General features: G+C 73.9%; 18 protein-coding genes. 3 read left to right on the forward strand and 15 right to left on the reverse strand.

The window, feature by feature from the left end; all coding sequences use genetic code 11:
* Positions 1–32: 32 nt before the first annotated feature.
* From H7K62_RS18790 to H7K62_RS18800, 3 genes are all read left to right on the forward strand, one after another.
* Positions 33–587 (forward strand): type 1 glutamine amidotransferase domain-containing protein, encoded by a 555-nt coding sequence (locus tag H7K62_RS18790; RefSeq protein ID WP_186721489.1) that lies wholly within the window; start codon positions 33–35, stop codon positions 585–587.
* Positions 584–874: a DUF6480 family protein gene (locus H7K62_RS18795; protein WP_186721651.1), complete on the forward strand. Its 291-nt coding sequence runs from the start codon at positions 584–586 to the stop codon at positions 872–874. Before H7K62_RS18790 ends, H7K62_RS18795 begins: the two co-directional genes overlap by 4 nt.
* Before the next feature lie 84 nt (positions 875–958).
* Complete coding sequence (locus tag H7K62_RS18800; RefSeq protein WP_186721491.1) at positions 959–2188, forward strand: glutamate--cysteine ligase; 1230 nt, start codon at positions 959–961, stop codon at positions 2186–2188.
* On the opposite strand, the gene csrA is transcribed toward H7K62_RS18800, so the two are convergent.
* The 15 genes from csrA to H7K62_RS18875 all read right to left on the reverse strand — a co-directional run bounded on the left by csrA (position 2106) and on the right by H7K62_RS18875 (position 15820).
* Positions 2106–2405, reverse strand: a complete 300-nt coding sequence (csrA, locus tag H7K62_RS18805; protein ID WP_186721493.1) for a carbon storage regulator CsrA — start codon at positions 2403–2405, stop codon at positions 2106–2108. The two genes, H7K62_RS18800 and csrA, sit on opposite strands and share 83 nt — an antisense overlap.
* An 83-nt stretch (positions 2406–2488) precedes the next feature.
* Positions 2489–3211, reverse strand: coding sequence for a PilZ domain-containing protein (locus H7K62_RS24275; RefSeq protein WP_186721495.1), 723 nt, complete (start codon positions 3209–3211; stop codon positions 2489–2491).
* Positions 3208–5211 carry a hypothetical protein gene (locus H7K62_RS18815; protein WP_186721497.1) on the reverse strand — a complete coding sequence of 668 codons (2004 nt, stop codon included), beginning with the start codon at positions 5209–5211 and terminating at the stop codon, positions 3208–3210. Before H7K62_RS18815 ends, H7K62_RS24275 begins: the two co-directional genes overlap by 4 nt.
* Positions 5186–7231 (reverse strand): flagellar biosynthesis protein FlhA, encoded by a 2046-nt coding sequence (locus tag H7K62_RS18820; RefSeq protein WP_186721499.1) that lies wholly within the window; start codon positions 7229–7231, stop codon positions 5186–5188. The genes H7K62_RS18815 and H7K62_RS18820 overlap by 26 nt, the downstream gene beginning before the upstream one ends.
* A 640-nt stretch (positions 7232–7871) precedes the next feature.
* Positions 7872–9011 carry an EscU/YscU/HrcU family type III secretion system export apparatus switch protein gene (locus tag H7K62_RS18825; RefSeq protein ID WP_186721501.1) on the reverse strand — a complete coding sequence of 380 codons (1140 nt, stop codon included), beginning with the start codon at positions 9009–9011 and terminating at the stop codon, positions 7872–7874.
* Positions 9008–9850 carry a flagellar biosynthetic protein FliR gene (locus H7K62_RS18830; RefSeq protein WP_222437875.1) on the reverse strand — a complete coding sequence of 281 codons (843 nt, stop codon included), beginning with the start codon at positions 9848–9850 and terminating at the stop codon, positions 9008–9010. The genes H7K62_RS18825 and H7K62_RS18830 overlap by 4 nt, the downstream gene beginning before the upstream one ends.
* Positions 9851–9863: 13 nt before the next feature.
* Positions 9864–10136 (reverse strand): flagellar biosynthesis protein FliQ, encoded by a 273-nt coding sequence (gene fliQ, locus H7K62_RS18835; protein ID WP_255480774.1) that lies wholly within the window; start codon positions 10134–10136, stop codon positions 9864–9866.
* Positions 10136–10873 (reverse strand): flagellar type III secretion system pore protein FliP, encoded by a 738-nt coding sequence (gene fliP / locus H7K62_RS18840; protein ID WP_186721503.1) that lies wholly within the window; start codon positions 10871–10873, stop codon positions 10136–10138. The genes fliQ and fliP overlap by 1 nt, the downstream gene beginning before the upstream one ends.
* Entirely contained in the window at positions 10870–11385 is a 516-nt protein-coding gene (locus tag H7K62_RS18845; RefSeq protein WP_186721505.1) for a flagellar biosynthetic protein FliO, read from the reverse strand. The genes fliP and H7K62_RS18845 overlap by 4 nt, the downstream gene beginning before the upstream one ends.
* A 6-nt stretch (positions 11386–11391) precedes the next feature.
* The gene (gene fliN, locus H7K62_RS18850) at positions 11392–12153 is read right to left on the reverse strand and encodes a flagellar motor switch protein FliN (protein WP_186721507.1); all 762 of its coding nucleotides are present in this window, start codon (positions 12151–12153) and stop codon (positions 11392–11394) included.
* Positions 12150–13103 (reverse strand): flagellar motor switch protein FliM, encoded by a 954-nt coding sequence (locus H7K62_RS24280; protein ID WP_186721508.1) that lies wholly within the window; start codon positions 13101–13103, stop codon positions 12150–12152. The genes fliN and H7K62_RS24280 overlap by 4 nt, the downstream gene beginning before the upstream one ends.
* Before the next feature lie 134 nt (positions 13104–13237).
* A complete protein-coding gene (locus H7K62_RS18860; protein ID WP_186721510.1) occupies positions 13238–13717 on the reverse strand; it encodes a flagellar basal body-associated FliL family protein in 480 nt (159 codons plus the stop codon).
* 47 nt (positions 13718–13764) lie between these two features.
* Positions 13765–14724, reverse strand: coding sequence for an OmpA/MotB family protein (locus tag H7K62_RS18865; RefSeq protein ID WP_186721512.1), 960 nt, complete (start codon positions 14722–14724; stop codon positions 13765–13767).
* Complete coding sequence (locus H7K62_RS18870; protein ID WP_186721520.1) at positions 14724–15494, reverse strand: motility protein A; 771 nt, start codon at positions 15492–15494, stop codon at positions 14724–14726. Before H7K62_RS18870 ends, H7K62_RS18865 begins: the two co-directional genes overlap by 1 nt.
* A complete protein-coding gene (locus tag H7K62_RS18875) occupies positions 15494–15820 on the reverse strand; it encodes a flagellar FlbD family protein (RefSeq protein ID WP_186721522.1) in 327 nt (108 codons plus the stop codon). The genes H7K62_RS18870 and H7K62_RS18875 overlap by 1 nt, the downstream gene beginning before the upstream one ends.
* Positions 15821–15896 lie beyond the last annotated feature (76 nt).

Below are 15896 nucleotides of genomic sequence, written 5' to 3' on the forward strand. Positions count from 1 at the left end.
ATGGGGGGCCCGCGACGGGGTAGGTCCCGTGCATGACCTCATCACTGCAGGGACGGAAGGTCGCGGTGCTCGCCGCCGACGGTGTGGAGCAGGTGGAGCTCACCGAGCCCGTGAAGGCCATCAGGGACGCCGGTGGCGAGGTGGTGCTGCTGTCGCTGGAGAGCGGCACCATCCAGGCCTACGAGAACGACGTCGAGCCGAAGGACACCTTCGACGTGGACGCCGAGGTGGGCACCGCCGACCCGGCCGACTACGACGCGCTGGTGCTGCCGGGCGGCACCACGAACCCCGACCACCTGAGGACGGACGAGGCAGCGGTCGGCTTCGTGCGGCGGTTCGTGGAGTCCGGCAAGCCGGTCGGCGTCATCTGCCACGGCCCGTGGACGCTCGTCACGGCCGGCGTCGTGCGGGGGCGCACGCTGACCTCCTGGCCGAGCTTGCGCACGGACCTCGAGAACGCCGGCGCCACCTGGGTGGACCAGGAGGTGGTGCGGGACGGCGGCATCGTCTCGAGCCGCAACCCCGACGACCTGCCCGCGTTCTGCGCCGCGATCGTCGAGGAGTTCTCCGCGGCGGCCAGGGCGTGACGGCGCTCGGCGGCGGACCGGACGGCAGCAGCGGCAAGGAGGGAGCCGACCGCGAGCGACCGGGCAGCGCCAGCGAGGTCCCCGACCCCGACCCCGCCACCACCCCGGGCCTGGAGCCGGGCGGAGGCGTGGCCCCCGGGGACACCCCGCCGTCCGAGGCGGGGACCTCGGGCCTGTCGGCCCCCGAGCCGAAGCTGCCGAGCCGGCGCCTGAACCTCGTGGTGCCGGTGGTCATCGCGGTGCTCGTGGCCGCGGCGGCGCTGGCCTTTTTCGCGGCGCGGCTCTAGCGGCCGACCAACTGCGGCCGACCAGCTGCGGCTGATCAGCGGGAGGGGCAGCGCGCCGGGCGCGGCGTGTGCTGAGGTGGCGGTGTGACCACGCCGTCCCTCGGGCCGCACGCGCGCCGCGGTGCGCTGCCCTTCTCGTCCTCACCGCGCCCCACCCTGGGCGTGGAGTGGGAGGTCGCCCTGGTCGACGCGGCCACCGGTGACCTGGCCCCCCGAGCCTCGGAGGTGCTGGAGGAGGTCGGCCGGGCACCGGCCCACCCCGACGGGCGCCAGCGGGTCACCCACGAGCTGCTCACCAACACCGTGGAGCTGGTCACCGGCGTCCACGACACCGTCGCCGAGGCCGTGGCCGACCTGCACGGCGTCATGGCCCAGGTGCGCGACGCGGCGCAGCCGCTCGGCCTGCAGCTGGCGTGCAGCGGCACCCACCCCTTCGCCCAGTGGTCGGCGCAGACCATGACCGAGGGACCGCGCTACGCCGAGCTCATCGAGCGCACCCAGTGGTGGGGCCGCCAGATGCTCATCTGGGGCGTCCACGTGCACGTGGGCATGTCCAGCGTCCACAAGGTCCTGCCGGTGCTCGACGCGATGCTGGCCTACGCCCCGCACCTGCAGGCGCTCTCGGCGAGCTCGCCGTTCTGGGCCGGGGTGGACACCGGCTACGCCAGCAACCGGGCGCTGATGTTCCAGCAGCTGCCCACGGCCGGCCTGCCGTTCCAGTTCGCGCGGTGGGAGGAGCTGGAGGCCTACGTGGGCGACCTGCTCCACACCGGCGTGATCGACTCCTTCAAGGACGTCCGCTGGGACGTGCGGCCCTCACCGGGCATCGGGACCCTGGAGGTCCGCGTCTGCGACGGGGTCCCCACCGAGTCCGAGCTGGCGGCCCTGACCGCCCTGACGCACTGCCTGGTGGTGGACCTCGACGCCCGCCTGGAGGCGGGCCAGGAGCTGCCGTCGCTGCCGCCGTGGCACGTGCAGGAGAACAAGTGGCGCGCGGCCCGCTACGGGCTGGACGCGATCATCATCACGAACGCGGCCGGGGACGAGCGCCTGGTCACCGACGACCTGGACGACGTGCTGACCCGGCTTGAGCCGGTGGCGCGTCGCCTGGGCTGCAGCGAGGAGCTGGCGGCGGTGGCGCAGATCCCCGTGACCGGGGCCAGCTACCAGCGGCAGCGGGCCGTGGCGCAGGCCAGCGGGGGCGACCTGAAGGCCGTGGTCGACTCCCTGGTCAGGGAGCTGCGGGAGGGTCGGCCGGAGCCCGCTCAGCGGCCGGCGACGGCGCAGGCACCGGCGGCGCCGGGCGCTTCCTGAGGCCGGCGAGCACCGCCGGCGACGGGGCCGAAGCGGTGCTGGCCGCCTCGAGGTTGGCGGCGCGGACCGCGTGGAAGACCTCCTCGCGGTGCACCTGCACGTCACGGGGGGCGTCCACGCCCACCCGGACGACGTCACCGCGGATCTCCAGGACCCGGACGGTCACATCGGTACCGATCATGACGCTCTCACCGGCGCGTCGCGTGAGGACCAGCATCCAGCCACAGTAGCCGTCCGGTACGTCCCGCCACGGGCGAAACGCCGGAACGACCAGCGGCGACGAGAGCCGCGCGAGCGGCGTCAGCCGCGCCGGGCGCGGCGCTGCCAGGCGAAGACGAGGCGGCGCAGGGCGTCGGACTGCGCGCGGTCGTCGTGCAGCTGCACCACCACCTCCGAGGCGTCGGGGTCCTCGGGGAGGCGGCCGGAGCGCAGCACGGTGCCGAACAGCTCGTGCTCGGTGACGTCCACGCCGGCGAGGGCGTCGGCGGCGCCCTGGGCCACGTCGACCAGCGTCAGGCGCACCGCGACACCCGCCCCCTCGGGGCAGTCGCCACCCGGGCCGGCGGTGCGCAGGTGCGCCCGCAGACCGCCCTCGGACAGGTCCTGCAGCTCACCCGCGGCACTGCCCCGCTCGGGCAGCTCCCACTCGACGACGACGCGCGCCGGGAACGGCGTCTCGGCCCCCGCCCTCACGAAGCTGCGGCGCTGGCGGACGTCCGGTCCGCCGGCCACCTGCAGCCACCACAGCGGCACGCCGTCACGCACGCGGGCGCGCAGCACCACGGGCACCACCACCAGGCCGCGCGGGCCGGGCCAGCGCAGCTCGAAGGGGTCGCCGTCGCGCGGGGGCTCGAACTCGCCCCTGAGCAGCGGCGGGACGGCCACCGCGACGGCGTCGCCGTCGACGTCCTCCACCACCGTGGCGCGGGGCTCCTCGCCGGGGGCGGCGATGAGCGCGCGACTGCCGAGCGGCGGCCACGCGACCTCGCGCCGCGGCGGGGTGCGGTCCTTCGAGGGACTCACCGCAGGTCCTGCGCGGCCAGGCGCGCCGCGAGCATCGACACCCAGGCCTCCGGGGTGGCGGGACGGTCACCGACGAGCACCACGGGCGCGGGCAGCGCCAGCGCGGCCGCGGGGGCCGACGTCACCTCCGTGTTGGTGAGGGCGAGGGCGTCCACGCCGCGCTCGCCGGCCACGGCGGTGAGCCAGGCGGCGGTGTCGTCGAGGCGGCGGGTGGCGTCCACGACGGCCCACACCTCGTCCGGCGCGAGCTGCTCGAGGGTGTCGGCCACCGCGGCGCGCACGGGCGGCGCCGCGCCGATGGGCGCGGGCAGCACCACCACGAGGGAGCGGCGCTCGGCGCGCGCGTCGGCGGCGGCCTCCTGGAGCTCCTGGCGCGAGGGGAGGCACCTCTCCGCGGCCACGCCGCGCGCCCGGCGGCCCATGACGACGACGTCCTCCTCGCCCAGGCCCATGCCCGTGGCGAGGTGCTGGGCCACCGGCAGGGCGTCCTCGAGGTCGGCCAGGACGGCGACGACGGGCTCGGCGACGGGGCTGGTGCGGCTGCGGACGGGCGCGCTGCCGATGCGGCGGGCCAGCTCGCGCATGGCCGCCGAGCGGCCGGGCGGGAGGTCCCACAGCCACGGCACGGGCACGCCGAGCGCTGCCAGGCGCTGGGCGAGGCGGTCCGCGGCACGGCGGTCCTGCGGGTCCGCCGCTGGCGCGAGCACCGGCGCGGGAGCGGGGAGCGAGGTGAGGGCGGGCGGTGGCGCGACGGCCGGGGGCGCGGCGAGGGTGGGCGTCCAGGCGGCGCCGTCGTCCGCCAGCGCCTCCACGAGGGGTGCCAGGGGTGCGAGGCGCGGGTCGGTCTCGGGCAGCCGCAGCACCGCGCTGCGCTGCAGCGCGTACCCGTCCGACTGCGGCCCGGCGGGCAGGGGTGCGAAGGAGCGGCCCACGCGGCGGGGCAGCGCTGAGACCGCGGGCGCGGAGACGGGTGCCGGCAGGACGGGGGGAGGCGCCGTCGCGGTGCGCGCCGGCGCCGCCACAGCGAGCGCGGCGGGCGCGAACGACGGCAGGGCTGGTCCGCCGTCGGCCGCGTCACCGGCGGTCGCCTCGACGGGGGCGTGCTCGGGTGCGCGCTCGGGGGTGTGCTCGAGTGCTTGCTCGGGGGTCTGCTCGGGGGTCTGCTCGGGGGCCTCGGCCTCCCAGGGGGCGCGCCACGGCTCGACCACGGGCGTCTCGGGGAGCCTGGGCGAGGAGGTGGCGCGCTCGAGCTCGGGCTCCTCGAGCGGGACCTGCTCGTCCTGCGGCTCGGGCAGCGGCGCAGGGCGGTCGGCCACGCGTCCGACCAGGGGCCGCGGGGAGCGCGGGGTGGTGCCGGGGGGCGGCCCGTCGACCCAGGGGTCCTCGTCACCGGAGCCGGCCTGGCGGGCGGTCGGCTCCGCGAGCTGCGGGGCCGGCGCGGCGGCGCTGGCGGCGAAGGCCTCGGCCACGGCGCGGGCGGCGGGGCTGAGGGGACCGCCGCCGGTGACGGCACCGAAGATCGCGTCGAAGTCGTCCGTCGACAGGGCGGCCGTGGGGGTGGGCGGCGCAGCGGGGGGCTTCGCGAAGCGGGCGGGCCGCGGGGTCGCGGCGGGGCGGGCGTCCGCGTCGCCCTGCTCAGCCGCGGCCAGGAGCGCCTCCAGGCCGCCCGCGGGCGGCACCGACGGGGTGGACGAGGTCGAGGAGGAGGTCGGGCGGGGGGCCTGCGCGTCCCGCGACGAGCGCGGTCCGGGCGCGGGCCTCGTCGCGCTCGTCGTCGTCGTCGGAGCAGACGGGGAGGGCGGGGTGGCGGCGGAGCCGGGTGCGGGGTCGGGGACCTCGACGGTCACCTCGAACTGCTCGCGGGCGAAGAAGCCCGCCACCCCGCCGACGCGCACGCGCTCGGCCTTGACGATCTTGACGTCTGCACCGTGCTCGGCCCAGACCTTCTCGAGGAGCGGCTCGATGGCGGGGCCCTCAAGCAGCAACTGCTTCGGCGCCACTCACGACCCCCACCGTCTCGACGACCATCCCGGGGCCCGACACCTCGGAGTAGGACAGGACAGCGACGCCGGGGGTGGTCAGCGACACGACTCGGCGCAGCGGGGCCCGCAGCGCCGGGGCGCACACCAGGACGGGAGACCACCCAGCGTCCTCGACATGACGGACCTTACGGGCCACCTCGTCCACGACCCGCTCGACACGCGCAGGGTCCATCGACAACTGCGGGCCGGAGTCGGTCAGGCGCAGGGTCTCCACGAACTGGTGCTCCAGCAGCGGGTCGAGGGTGAGGACGCGCAGCACGCCGTCCTGCACGTGGGGGGCCGCGACCGCCGGGCCGAGCGCGGCGCGGGCCGCCTCCACCAGGTCGGTGTGGGAGGCGCCGCCCTTGGCGCGCAGCGACAGGCCCTCGTAGATGCGGCCGAGGTCGCGCACCGCCACCCCCTCCTCCAGCAGCGACTGCAGCACCTGCTGCACCTCGCCCAGGGACAGCAGGCTCGGCACCAGCTCCTCGACGACGGCCGCGTCGGTGCTCTTGAGGGAGGCGGTGAGGGTCTTGACGTCCTCGCGGGAGATGAGGCGCGGGGCGTTCTTGCGCACGATCTCCGCGAGGTGGGTGACCAGCACCGAGGCGCGGTCCACCACGGTGGCGCCGGTGAGCTCGGCCTGGTGGCGCATCTCCGCCGGCACCCACTTGCCCTGCAGCCCGAAGACGGGCTCCACGGTGACGACGCCGGGCAGGGAGTCGAGGTCGTCGCCGAGGGCGAGCACCTTGCCGGGGGGCGCCTGGCCCACGCCGACCTCGACGCCGGAGATGCGGACCGCGTAGGAGGACATCGGCAGGTCGAGGGAGTCGCGGGTGCGCACCGGCGGCAGCACGATGCCCAGCTCGAGGGCGATCTTGCGGCGCAGGGCCCGCACCCGGTCCAGCAGGTCCCCGCCGGAGGCGGTGTCGACCATGTCGACGAGGTCGGGGGCCAGCACGATCTCGAGCGGGTCGACGCGCATCTGCTGCATGAGCTGCTCGGGCGTCTCCGCGACCGGGGCCAGCGGGTCCACCTCGGCCACCTCCTCCTGCGCGGGGCCCTCGGGCTTGACGCGCTGGGCCAGCAGGAGCAGACCCCCGCCGACCACGATGAACGGCAGCTTGGGCAGACCGGGGATGACCGCCAGGACGAGGGCGCCGCCGCCGGCGATGCGCAGCGCGGTCTTGTTGCGCAGCAGCTGGGCGGCGGCGTCGGTGCCCAGGTCGGACGTCGAGGTCGCCCGGGTCACGATGAGGCCGGTGGCGATGGACATCAGCAGCGCGGGGACCTGGGTGACCAGGCCGTCGCCGACGCTCAGCGTCGAGTACTTCTGCAGCGCCTCGGTGGCGCTCAGACCGTCCTGCAGCATGCCGATCGCGAAGCCGCCGACGAGGTTGATGAGCACGATGATGATGCCGGCGATCGCGTCGCCCTTGACGAACTTCGCACCACCGTCCATGGCCCCGTAGAAGTCGGCCTCCGCGGTGACGTCGGAGCGGCGCTTCCGGGCGGTGTCCTCGTCGATGAGGCCGGCGGCCAGGTCGGCGTCGATCGCCATCTGCTTGCCGGGCATCGCCTCGAGGGTGAACCGGGCGCCCACCTCGGCGACGCGCTCAGCACCCTTGGTGATGACCATGAACTGGATGACCACGAGGATCGCGAAGATCACCAGGCCGATGACGAGCGACCCGCCCACCACGAAGGTGCCGAAGCCGTGGATCACGTCTCCGGCGTGACCGTCGCGCAGGATGAGGCGGGTGCTGGCCACGTTGAGGCCCAGGCGGAACAGCGTCGCCACGAGCAGCACGCTGGGGAAGATGGCGAAGTCCAGCGGGCGCTTGACGTACATCGCCGTCATCAGGACCAGCAGCCCGATCGCGATGTTCAGCGCGATGAGGAAGTCCAGCAGCATCGCCGGCAGCGGCACGACCAGCAGCAGGATGATGCCGATCACGCCCAGCGGCAGGGCCAGGGTGCTCAGACGGCGGAAGTCCACGGACCGTGCATCGGCACTCCCGGCCGCGGGCTTGAGCCGATCGGGTGACCCCCCGTCCGGCGCAGCGCCCGGGTGGTCGGCGGGCCGGGAGGCCGGCAGGTCGGGGCACTGCCCCCGCTGTCGTCGACGATCTTGGCGTTCTGTGGTCCCCTGCTGCTCGAGGACCCCAGGAACGCCAAGATCGACGAGCCAGCTGGCCTCGTCTCCGCTCAGAGCGCTCGCCGCAGACGCCAGGGGATCCGCATCGGGTCGAGCGTGTCCCGCCACGTGAAGCGCTCCACGTCACCATCGTCGGCGGTGGTCGCGCTGGTCTTGTCCCGGTCGCGGAACGCGGCCGTGGGGCTGCCGTGCGGTCCGACCCCGTCAGCTTCCACGAACAGCGGTCCGCGGTGCGGACGTCGTGGATGCGCGCCTCGCTCAGCCCGGCGGTCCGCAGCTGGTCGGTAGTGAGCACGCCGCGCTGCTGCCGAGCGAGCCTGGTCAGCGACGACGGGAGTGAGGCGTCGAGGCGGAGTTCCACGCGCCACAGGCTGTCGTCGAGAGGTGGCCCGGCGTCGTCGTCGACCGCTGGCCTGTGGACGCTCAGGGGCCGGGGGCCAGCTGTGGGCGGGTGACGCGCGTGCCAGGGGGCGCGCGCACCTCAGCCGGCGGAGGGCAGGCCGCGCAGCAGCGGGTGGTCGGGCACCTCGACCGCCACGGGCGCCGGGTTGGAGTGCAGCCCGGAGGCCGACCCGCGCTTCTTGAGGGCCATGACGAAGGCGAGCACCTGGGCGACCGCCACGTAGAGGTGCATCGGCACCTCCTGCTCCAGCTCGCAGGCGGCGAACAGCGCCCGGGCCAGGGGGACGTCGGAGACCAGCGGCACGCCGGCCTCGGTGGCCCTGGCGCGGATGCGGGCGGCGGTGTGGCCGGAGCCCTTGGCGATGACGCGGGGGGCGCCGCGGTTCGGCTCGTACTTGAGCGCCACGGCCACGTGCGTCGGGTTGACGAGCACGACGTCGGCCTCGCTGACCGCGGCCATCATGCGGTTGCGGCTCATCGCGCGCTGCTTGCCCTTGATGGCGGCCTTGACCTCCGGGTTGCCCTCGGCGTTCTTGTGCTCGTCCTTGACCTCCTGCTTGGTCATGCGGAGGTCCTTCGTGGTCTTGGCCTTCTGCACGGCGAAGTCGACGACGGCGAGCACGAGGCCGGCGCCCACCGCGATCCGCACGAGGGAGGCGATGCCGCCGGAGGTGGCGTCGAGCACACCGGCCAGCGTGAGGCCGCCGCCGGAGAGGAGCTGCGGCACCAGGCCCTGCACGGTCACCCACAGGACGCCACCGATGATCGCGGTCTTCAGCAGCGACTTCACCAGCTGCCACAGGTTGACCACGCTGAAGAGGTTCTTGACGCCCTTGAGCACGTCGAGCTTGCCCCAGTTGGGCTTGGCGGCCTGGGTGGCCAGCACGAAGCCGCCCTGGCCGACGGAGGCGACCACGGCCACCGCCACGGCGACGGCGAGGATCGGGACGACGGCCGGCACGATCGCGGCTCCGCCGTCCCCGAGCGCGCGCAGCATCAGGGCCGGCTCGGGGTGCTTGGCCACGGCGTCGAGCGACTCGAGCATGACCTGCAGGCGCGTCCGGGTGGGTGCGATGACCATCGGGATGATGGCCACGATGACGCCCAGGCCGGCCCAGGCGCCGAGGTCCGGCGTCCGGGCGACCTGGCCCTTCTTGCGGGCGTCTGCAAGCCGTTTGCCTGTCGGCTTCTCGGTCTTCTCACCGCCTCCTGCGCTCACGGGGCGGTCCGCCCGTCGGCGGAGGCGCCCAGCAGGACGCCGGTGGCCGCGCCGGCAGCACCGGCGTCGTCACCGGCGGTGGCGGTGGCCACCGTCTGGGTGCCGGCCTGGTCGGCCATGGCGTCGACCACCGAGGGCAGCGCGGCCACGACCGTCGTCGCCAGCGCCAGGGTGACCATGATCTTCAGCGGGAAGCCGAGGGAGAACGCCTGCAGGGCGGGGGCGGCGCGGGTCAGCAGACCCAGGCCGACGTCGGTGAGGAAGAGGACGGCGACCAGCGGCCCGGCGATCTGCAGCGCGGAGACGAACATCTGCGTGGTGCCCTCGAGCACCAGGCGCGCCATGAGCGCGGAGGAGATGTGCTCCTGCAGACCCAGCACCGAGAAGCTCCGGGCCAGGCCGTGCAGGACCACGAGGTACCCGTCCGAGGCGAACAGCAGCACCACGGTGGTCATCTGGTAGAGCCGGCCGAAGACCGCGGCGCCGGTCTCCATCTGCGGGTCGTAGGCGGTGGCCGCCTGGAAGCCGCCGAACAGGTCGAGCATGTTGCCGGCCGCCTGCACCGCGGAGAAGACCAGGTAGCACAGGAAGCCCAGGGAGGCGCCCACGAGCACCTGCGAGAGCGCACCCAGCACGAGGTCGGCCGTGGACAGCGACAGCGTGGAGAAGTCCATCGTGGAGCCCAGCGCCAGGGTGATGCCCAGGGCCAGCAGCGCCTTCACCTGGTTGGGGATGGCCTTGTGGGAGAACGGCGGGGCGATGGCGAGCCAGGCGGTGACCCGCAGCAGCACGAGCAGGTGACCGGCGACGGTCGTCAGCGCGATGGTGGGCAGCTCCACGGGTCTCCTCCTCTCAGCCCATCGCCAGCAGCGCCGGGATCCGGTCGAACAGCTGGGTGGTGAAGTCGTTCATCTCGGCGAGCATCCAGTTGCCCGCCACCACGAGGACGACGGCCACGCCGACCGCCTTCGGCACGAAGGACAGCGTCGGCTCCTGGATCTGGGTGACCGACTGGAACAGCGAGACGGTGAAGCCGATCGACAGGGCGACCAGCAGCATCGGCGCGGAGAGCTTGGCGGCGACGACCATCGCCTGCACGGCGATGTCGATGACGGCGGCGTCCATCAGCGGTAGCTCCCCACCAGGGCCGTCACGATGAGGCCCCACCCGTTGACCATGACGAAGAGCAGCAGCTTGAACGGCAGGGAGACGGTCACCGGCGGGAGCATCATCATGCCCATCGCCATCAGGCCCGAGGACACGACGATGTCGATGACCAGGAACGGGATGTAGACGACGAAGCCGATGATGAACGCGGCTCGCAGCTCCGAGAGCACGAACGCCGGGATGAGCGTGGTCAGCGGGACGTCTGCCGGGTTCGCCGGGTTGGGGCGGTCGGCGGCGCGGGTGATGAGCGCCAGGTCCTGCTGACGGGTCTGGTGGAGCATGAACTGCTTCAGCGGCTCGGCGGCGGCCTCGAACATCTGCGTCTGCGTGATGGTGCCGTGCAGGAAGGGCTGCACCGCGTCCGCGTTGATCTGCGTGATCACCGGGGCCATGACGAACAGCGACAGGAACAGGGCCAGGCCGGCGAGCACCTGGTTGGGCGGCACTCCCTGCAGGCCGAGGGCGTTGCGGGTGATGCTCAGGACCACCATGATCTTGGTGAAGGCCGTCATCATCAGCAGCATCGCCGGCGCCACGGACAGCAGCGTGATGGCGAGGATGAGGACGATGGACGTGCTCGGCGTCCCGTCGATGCCGTTGACGGCGACGGTGAGGCCTCCCCCGGAGGGGGCGGTCGGGCCGACCGGGCCCGCGGGCCCTGCCGCGGCCCCTGCCGTCAGCAGGGCGGTGATCATCGCCGGGTCGTCCTCTCGCGCAGCACCTCGAGGGCCGAGGTCCAGGTGGCCGGGGAGAGCGCCGAGCCGGCCAGGGCACCGCGCTGGGGGGTGGCGCCCACGGTCGCCACGGCCCGGGCGGGCGCGGCGGCGGGGGTGAAAGCCGCGCTGACGGTGCCGAGGCTGCTCACGGGGGTGCGGACCTCGCGGACGCTCACCACCTGAGCGGCCTCCACGACGTCGTCGGTGGTGGCGGCGGGTCGCTCGAAGTCGGTCAGCGGCATGCGGGCGAGCAGCTGCACCTGGGTGTCGGTGACGCCCACCACGAGGGCGTCGTCACCCACCCGCAGCACCGAGACGCCGGCGGAGCGGGTGAGGGACTGGCGCGCCAGCACGGTGAAGCGGGTGGCGTCGACCGCGCGGCCGCCGCTGCGCCGCTTGGCGACGCGCTGCATGACCACCACGAGGCCGAGGACGACGGCGAGGGAGAGGACGACGCGGACGACGAGGGCCAGGACGTCAGTGGATCCCACGGCCGCTCAGTCCTCAGCGCCGGGCTCGACGATCTCGGTGATGCGCAGGCCGTAGTCCTCGTCCACGACGACGACCTCGCCCCGCGCCAGCAGGCGGCCGTTGACCAGCAGGTCCGCCGGGGCACCGGCGGCGCGGTCCAGCTCCACCACGGAACCGGGGGTCAGGGCGAGCAGGTCCTTGACGGACATGCGGGTGCGGCCCAGCTCCACCGTCACGACCATCTCGACGCCGCGCAGCAGCGCCATGCCGGCGCGGCCGGCGGCGTTCTGCACCGGCACCGCCGGGCCGCTCGGGACTCCGGAGGGGATGGCGGTCTGCGCGATCAGCAGGCCGACCCAGACCACCACCTCCTGCGCCTCGGAGTTCGCGTCCACCAGCGGCACCCACAGGGCGTCCGGCTCGGCGACCGCAGCGGCCACGTCGACCGCCTGCACCGCGCCGGGCACCGAGGGGCCCGTGGCGGTGACGGCGGCGCGCAGCGCCGGGGCGATCGCGTCGACGACGGGCAGCGGGCCGCCCTCCGCACCGGCGAGCGCCTCCTCCAGGGAGGGGTCGACGATGACGACCAGCGTGCCCGAGACGGCACCGGTGAAGGCGGCCGACACGGCGGTGCCGTCAGCGGTGGGGGCGAGCGACCCGTCCGAGGGGCCGACCGCCAGGGTCGCGCCGGAGGGCAGCTGCTCGGCGGCGACGGCGGCGGCGGCCAGCAGCGCGGTCTGCGCGGCCTGCGCGGCGGCCTCGGGGCGGGCGTCCGTGGGGGTGGTCATCGCGTCTCCTCATCAGGGTTCACCACGAGGCAGGCCAGGCGGGTGCCGCTCGTGCCGGGGACGGCGCGGGCGAGGGCGACGTCGTCGGTGACGACGTCGAGGGGGCGGGCGGTCGGGTGCGGCAGGTGCAGCACGTCGCCGACGGCGAGGGCGGTCACCGCCTGCACGGACAGTGCCATGGGCGTCATCCGGACGTGAACGTCCACGGGCAGCTCGGGGACGGCGCGGGAGAGCACGTCCGCGGCGTGCGCGGCGGTGCGGCGCTGCTCCTCGGTGCCGTCGTGGGCGCCGCGGTTCTCGGTGAGCCGGGCGAGCACGGGGTTCAGCGGCAGCATCACGGAGAAGGCCGCGGGCTCGGCGTCCTCACCGAGCGTCACCGTGAACCCGGCCACGAGGACCACGTCCGCGGGCGCCGCCAGGGTGAGGAACTGGGAGGTCTGGTCCACGTCGGCCAGCACGGGCGCCATGGGCACCGTGCCGGCGAAGGCGGTGCCGAGGTCGCCCAGCAGGCGGCCGGCCAGGCTCTCGATGAGGCGGTTGTCGATGTCCGTCAGCTCGCGCTCGGGGTTGAGCACGGTCGGCTCGACGTTGCCGTGGCCGCCCAGGAGGAAGTCCATCGCCGTCATGACGGTGGCCGCCTCGAGGACGACGAGCCCGCTGGCACCCCCCGCCTCGGTGCGGAAGGTGAGGAAGACGCCCTGAGAGGGCTGGCCCGCGAGGTGGTCCTCGAAGCTGCGGGCGCCCACGCCGGTGCACACGACGGTGCAGGTCTGGCGCAGGCGGGTGAGCAGCGTGGTGGAGAACTGGCGCGCGAAGGCCTCGAAGGCCACCTCGAGGGCGCGGGAGTGCTCGCGGGCCAGTGCCGTGGGGCGCGTGAAGTCGTACTCGCTCACCACGCCCCGGCGCCGCTTGCGGCGAGCGGGCGCTGCGCTCGGGCTCGGAGGTGTCACAGAGGAGTTGTCGGCAGGACGGGTGAGGAGGTTGAGCCGTTCGGGGGACCTTCTTCAGATCCTCTCGGCGACCGCGGGGGTCCGCCGGCGTCCGGCGCCGGGCCCCCGCGACCACCGGGGGACGTCGGTGCAGGTCACTGCATGACGTACTGGGTGAGGTAGACGTCGAGCACCTTGTCGTCGTACGCCTCCTTGATGCTCTTCACCAGCTCGGCCTTGTACTTGTCGCGGCCCTCGGGGGTGCTGATGTCGGCCATGGACGTGCCGCTGTAGAGGGCGATGACCGCGTCGAGGGCCTTGCTGCCGTCGACGTCCTCGGTGACCGCCGAGCTCTCCTGCAGCGCGATGCCGATCTTGAGGAAGTGGCCGTCGGCGAGGTTGACGCTGATCGGGTCGAGGGTCTTGACCTTGCCCAGCTTCGCCTCCTGCTCGGCCTTGGCGGCCGCGGCCTGCTCCTCGGCGGTCGGCGGCGCCTTGGGCGCGAGCACGAGGAAGTAGGCCGCGCCTCCCCCGCCCATGAGCACGATGACCGCGACGAGGATGAGGACGAGCTTGTTGGGGCCCTTCTTCTTCGGGGCCTCGGTCTCGGCGGGCGTGGCGGTGGCGGTGGCCATGGCGGGCGTCCTGTCGTGAGTGGCGGGTGGGCGGTCTGGAGGGTCGGTCAGCTGCTGGCGGTGGCGGTGCTGGTGGGCGCGGCGTCCCCGCTGAGGTGGGGGATGGCGCCGACGTCGCTGCCCGGGACCACGTCCGAGGGCTGGGCTCCCCCGGCCACGGCCCGCAGGGCAGCGGCCTGGGTGGCACCGGCGGCCGAGGGGGCCTTGGCCATGAGCACGATGTCCACCCGGCGGTTGCCCTCGAAGGCCCGCGGGTCGTCGTCGGGGAACAGCGGGTGCTGGTCGCCCATGCCGGTCAGCCGCAGCCGACCACCGGCCACGCCGTCGTCCTTGAGCCGCAGGAGCACCGCGGTCGCGCGGGCGCCCGAGAGCTCCCAGTTGTTGGCGTACTGGCTGGTGCTGATGGCGAGGTTGTTGGTGTAGCCGACCACCGAGATCTGCCGGTCGTTGCTCTGCAGCAGCGGCACCACCACGTCCAGCACGCGCAGGCCGGCGGGCTCGATGGTGGCGCTGCCGTTGGCGAAGAAGACGTTGTTCGCCGCCACGCTGATGACCAGCCCGTCCTCGGTGACCTTGGTGGTCACCTGGCTCTGGAGGTCCTGCGCCTTGAGCTGGGCGTCGACCTGCTGCTGGAGCCGCGCGAGGTCGTCGGCCTCCTGCGCGGCGTCCTGCGCGGCCCTGCCCTGGGAGGAGCTGATGGTGGTGGCGTCCGAGGCCTGGGCCGCTCCGCTCATCGTCCCGGCGCCCAGGTCGACCACGCTCTTGGTCGAGCCGTCGACGACGCCGCTGCCGCCGTCCGTCGGGAGCGACTCGTTGCCGAAGCCCGCGGCGAGCGAGGTCTTGAGCTCCAGGTACTTCTTCTGGTCGACGTTGCTCATGGCGAACAGCACGAGGAAGAGCGCCATGAGCACCGTCATCATGTCCGAGTAGGACACGGCCCAGCGCTCGTGGTTCTCGTGCTCCTCCTCGTGGTGCTTCTTGGCCCTGCCCTTCCCGTGCCCCGACATCAGGCCGCCTCCTTCTCCTTCTTGCCGGTGCTCGGCACGAGGCTGCGCAGGCGCTGGCCCACCAGGCGCGGGTTGGCCCCGGCCTGGACGGCCATGAGGCCCTCCACGATCAGCTCCATGTGCGCGCACTCGGTCTCCGACAGGCGCTTGAGGCGCGCGCCGAAGGGCAGGCAGATGATGTTGGCGGTGAGCAGGCCCCAGAAGGTCGCGACGAGCGCCGCGGCGATCATGTGGCCGAGCTTGGTCGGGTCGGCGAGGTTCTCGAGCACGTGGACCAGCGACACGACGGTGCCGATGATGCCGACGGTCGGGGCGTAACCGCCGGCCGTGGAGTAGAACGCCGAGGCGATCTTGTCGGTGGCGCGCTTGGTCTCGATCTTCGACGCGAGCATCTCGCGCAGGTCCTCGGGGTCGGCGCCGTCGATGGCGGACTGCAGACCGTCCTTGAGGAACTCGTCGTCCACGTCCTTCGCGGCGTCCTCGAGGGCCAGCAGGCCCTCGCGGCGCGCGGTCTCGGCGAGCGAGACGAGGGTGTCGATGGTCTTGGACGGGTTCACGGCCTTGCCCGTGAGCGCCTTGACGGTGCCCTGGATGATGAAGGGGATGTCGGCCATGCGCGTGCCGGCGAGGCTCGCGCCGATCGTCCCCAGGATGACCAGGGTCATGGCGGGGATGAGGATGACGGACATCGGGCTGGAGCCCTCGAGGATGATCGCCAGCAGGATGCCGCCGACCGCGAGGCCGAGCCCGATCAGGGTTGCCGGATCCATCACACCTCCTCGGGGGCGGCCTCGCGCGAGACCACGCGCAGGGCAGGGACGACGTGCAGGTCGGGGCGGAGGTCGCCGCGCGCCTCGGAGCAGGGCTCGGGCGCGGAGAGCGCAGCGGGGACCGGCTCGCGCAGGGAGCGGGCGCTGGCCACCACGCTGGCGCGGTAGTCGCGGACGAGGTCGATGACCTCGACGACCGACTCCGCGACGAGGTACTTGGTGCCGTCGATGAGCGTGAGGACCGTGTCGGGGGTCGCCTCGACCCGCTCGAGCAGGTCGGGGTTGACCGCGAACGCAGCCCCGGTCAAGCGCGTGACGAGGATCATGACGACCGTCCTTGAGAGTCCGATGAGCCGCCCTTCCGTGGGCGCCTCCACGTGCTCCATCGGCGCTGGCGCGCCT

The organism is Quadrisphaera sp. RL12-1S, from assembly GCF_014270065.1.
Classification (GTDB): domain Bacteria; phylum Actinomycetota; class Actinomycetes; order Actinomycetales; family Quadrisphaeraceae; genus Quadrisphaera.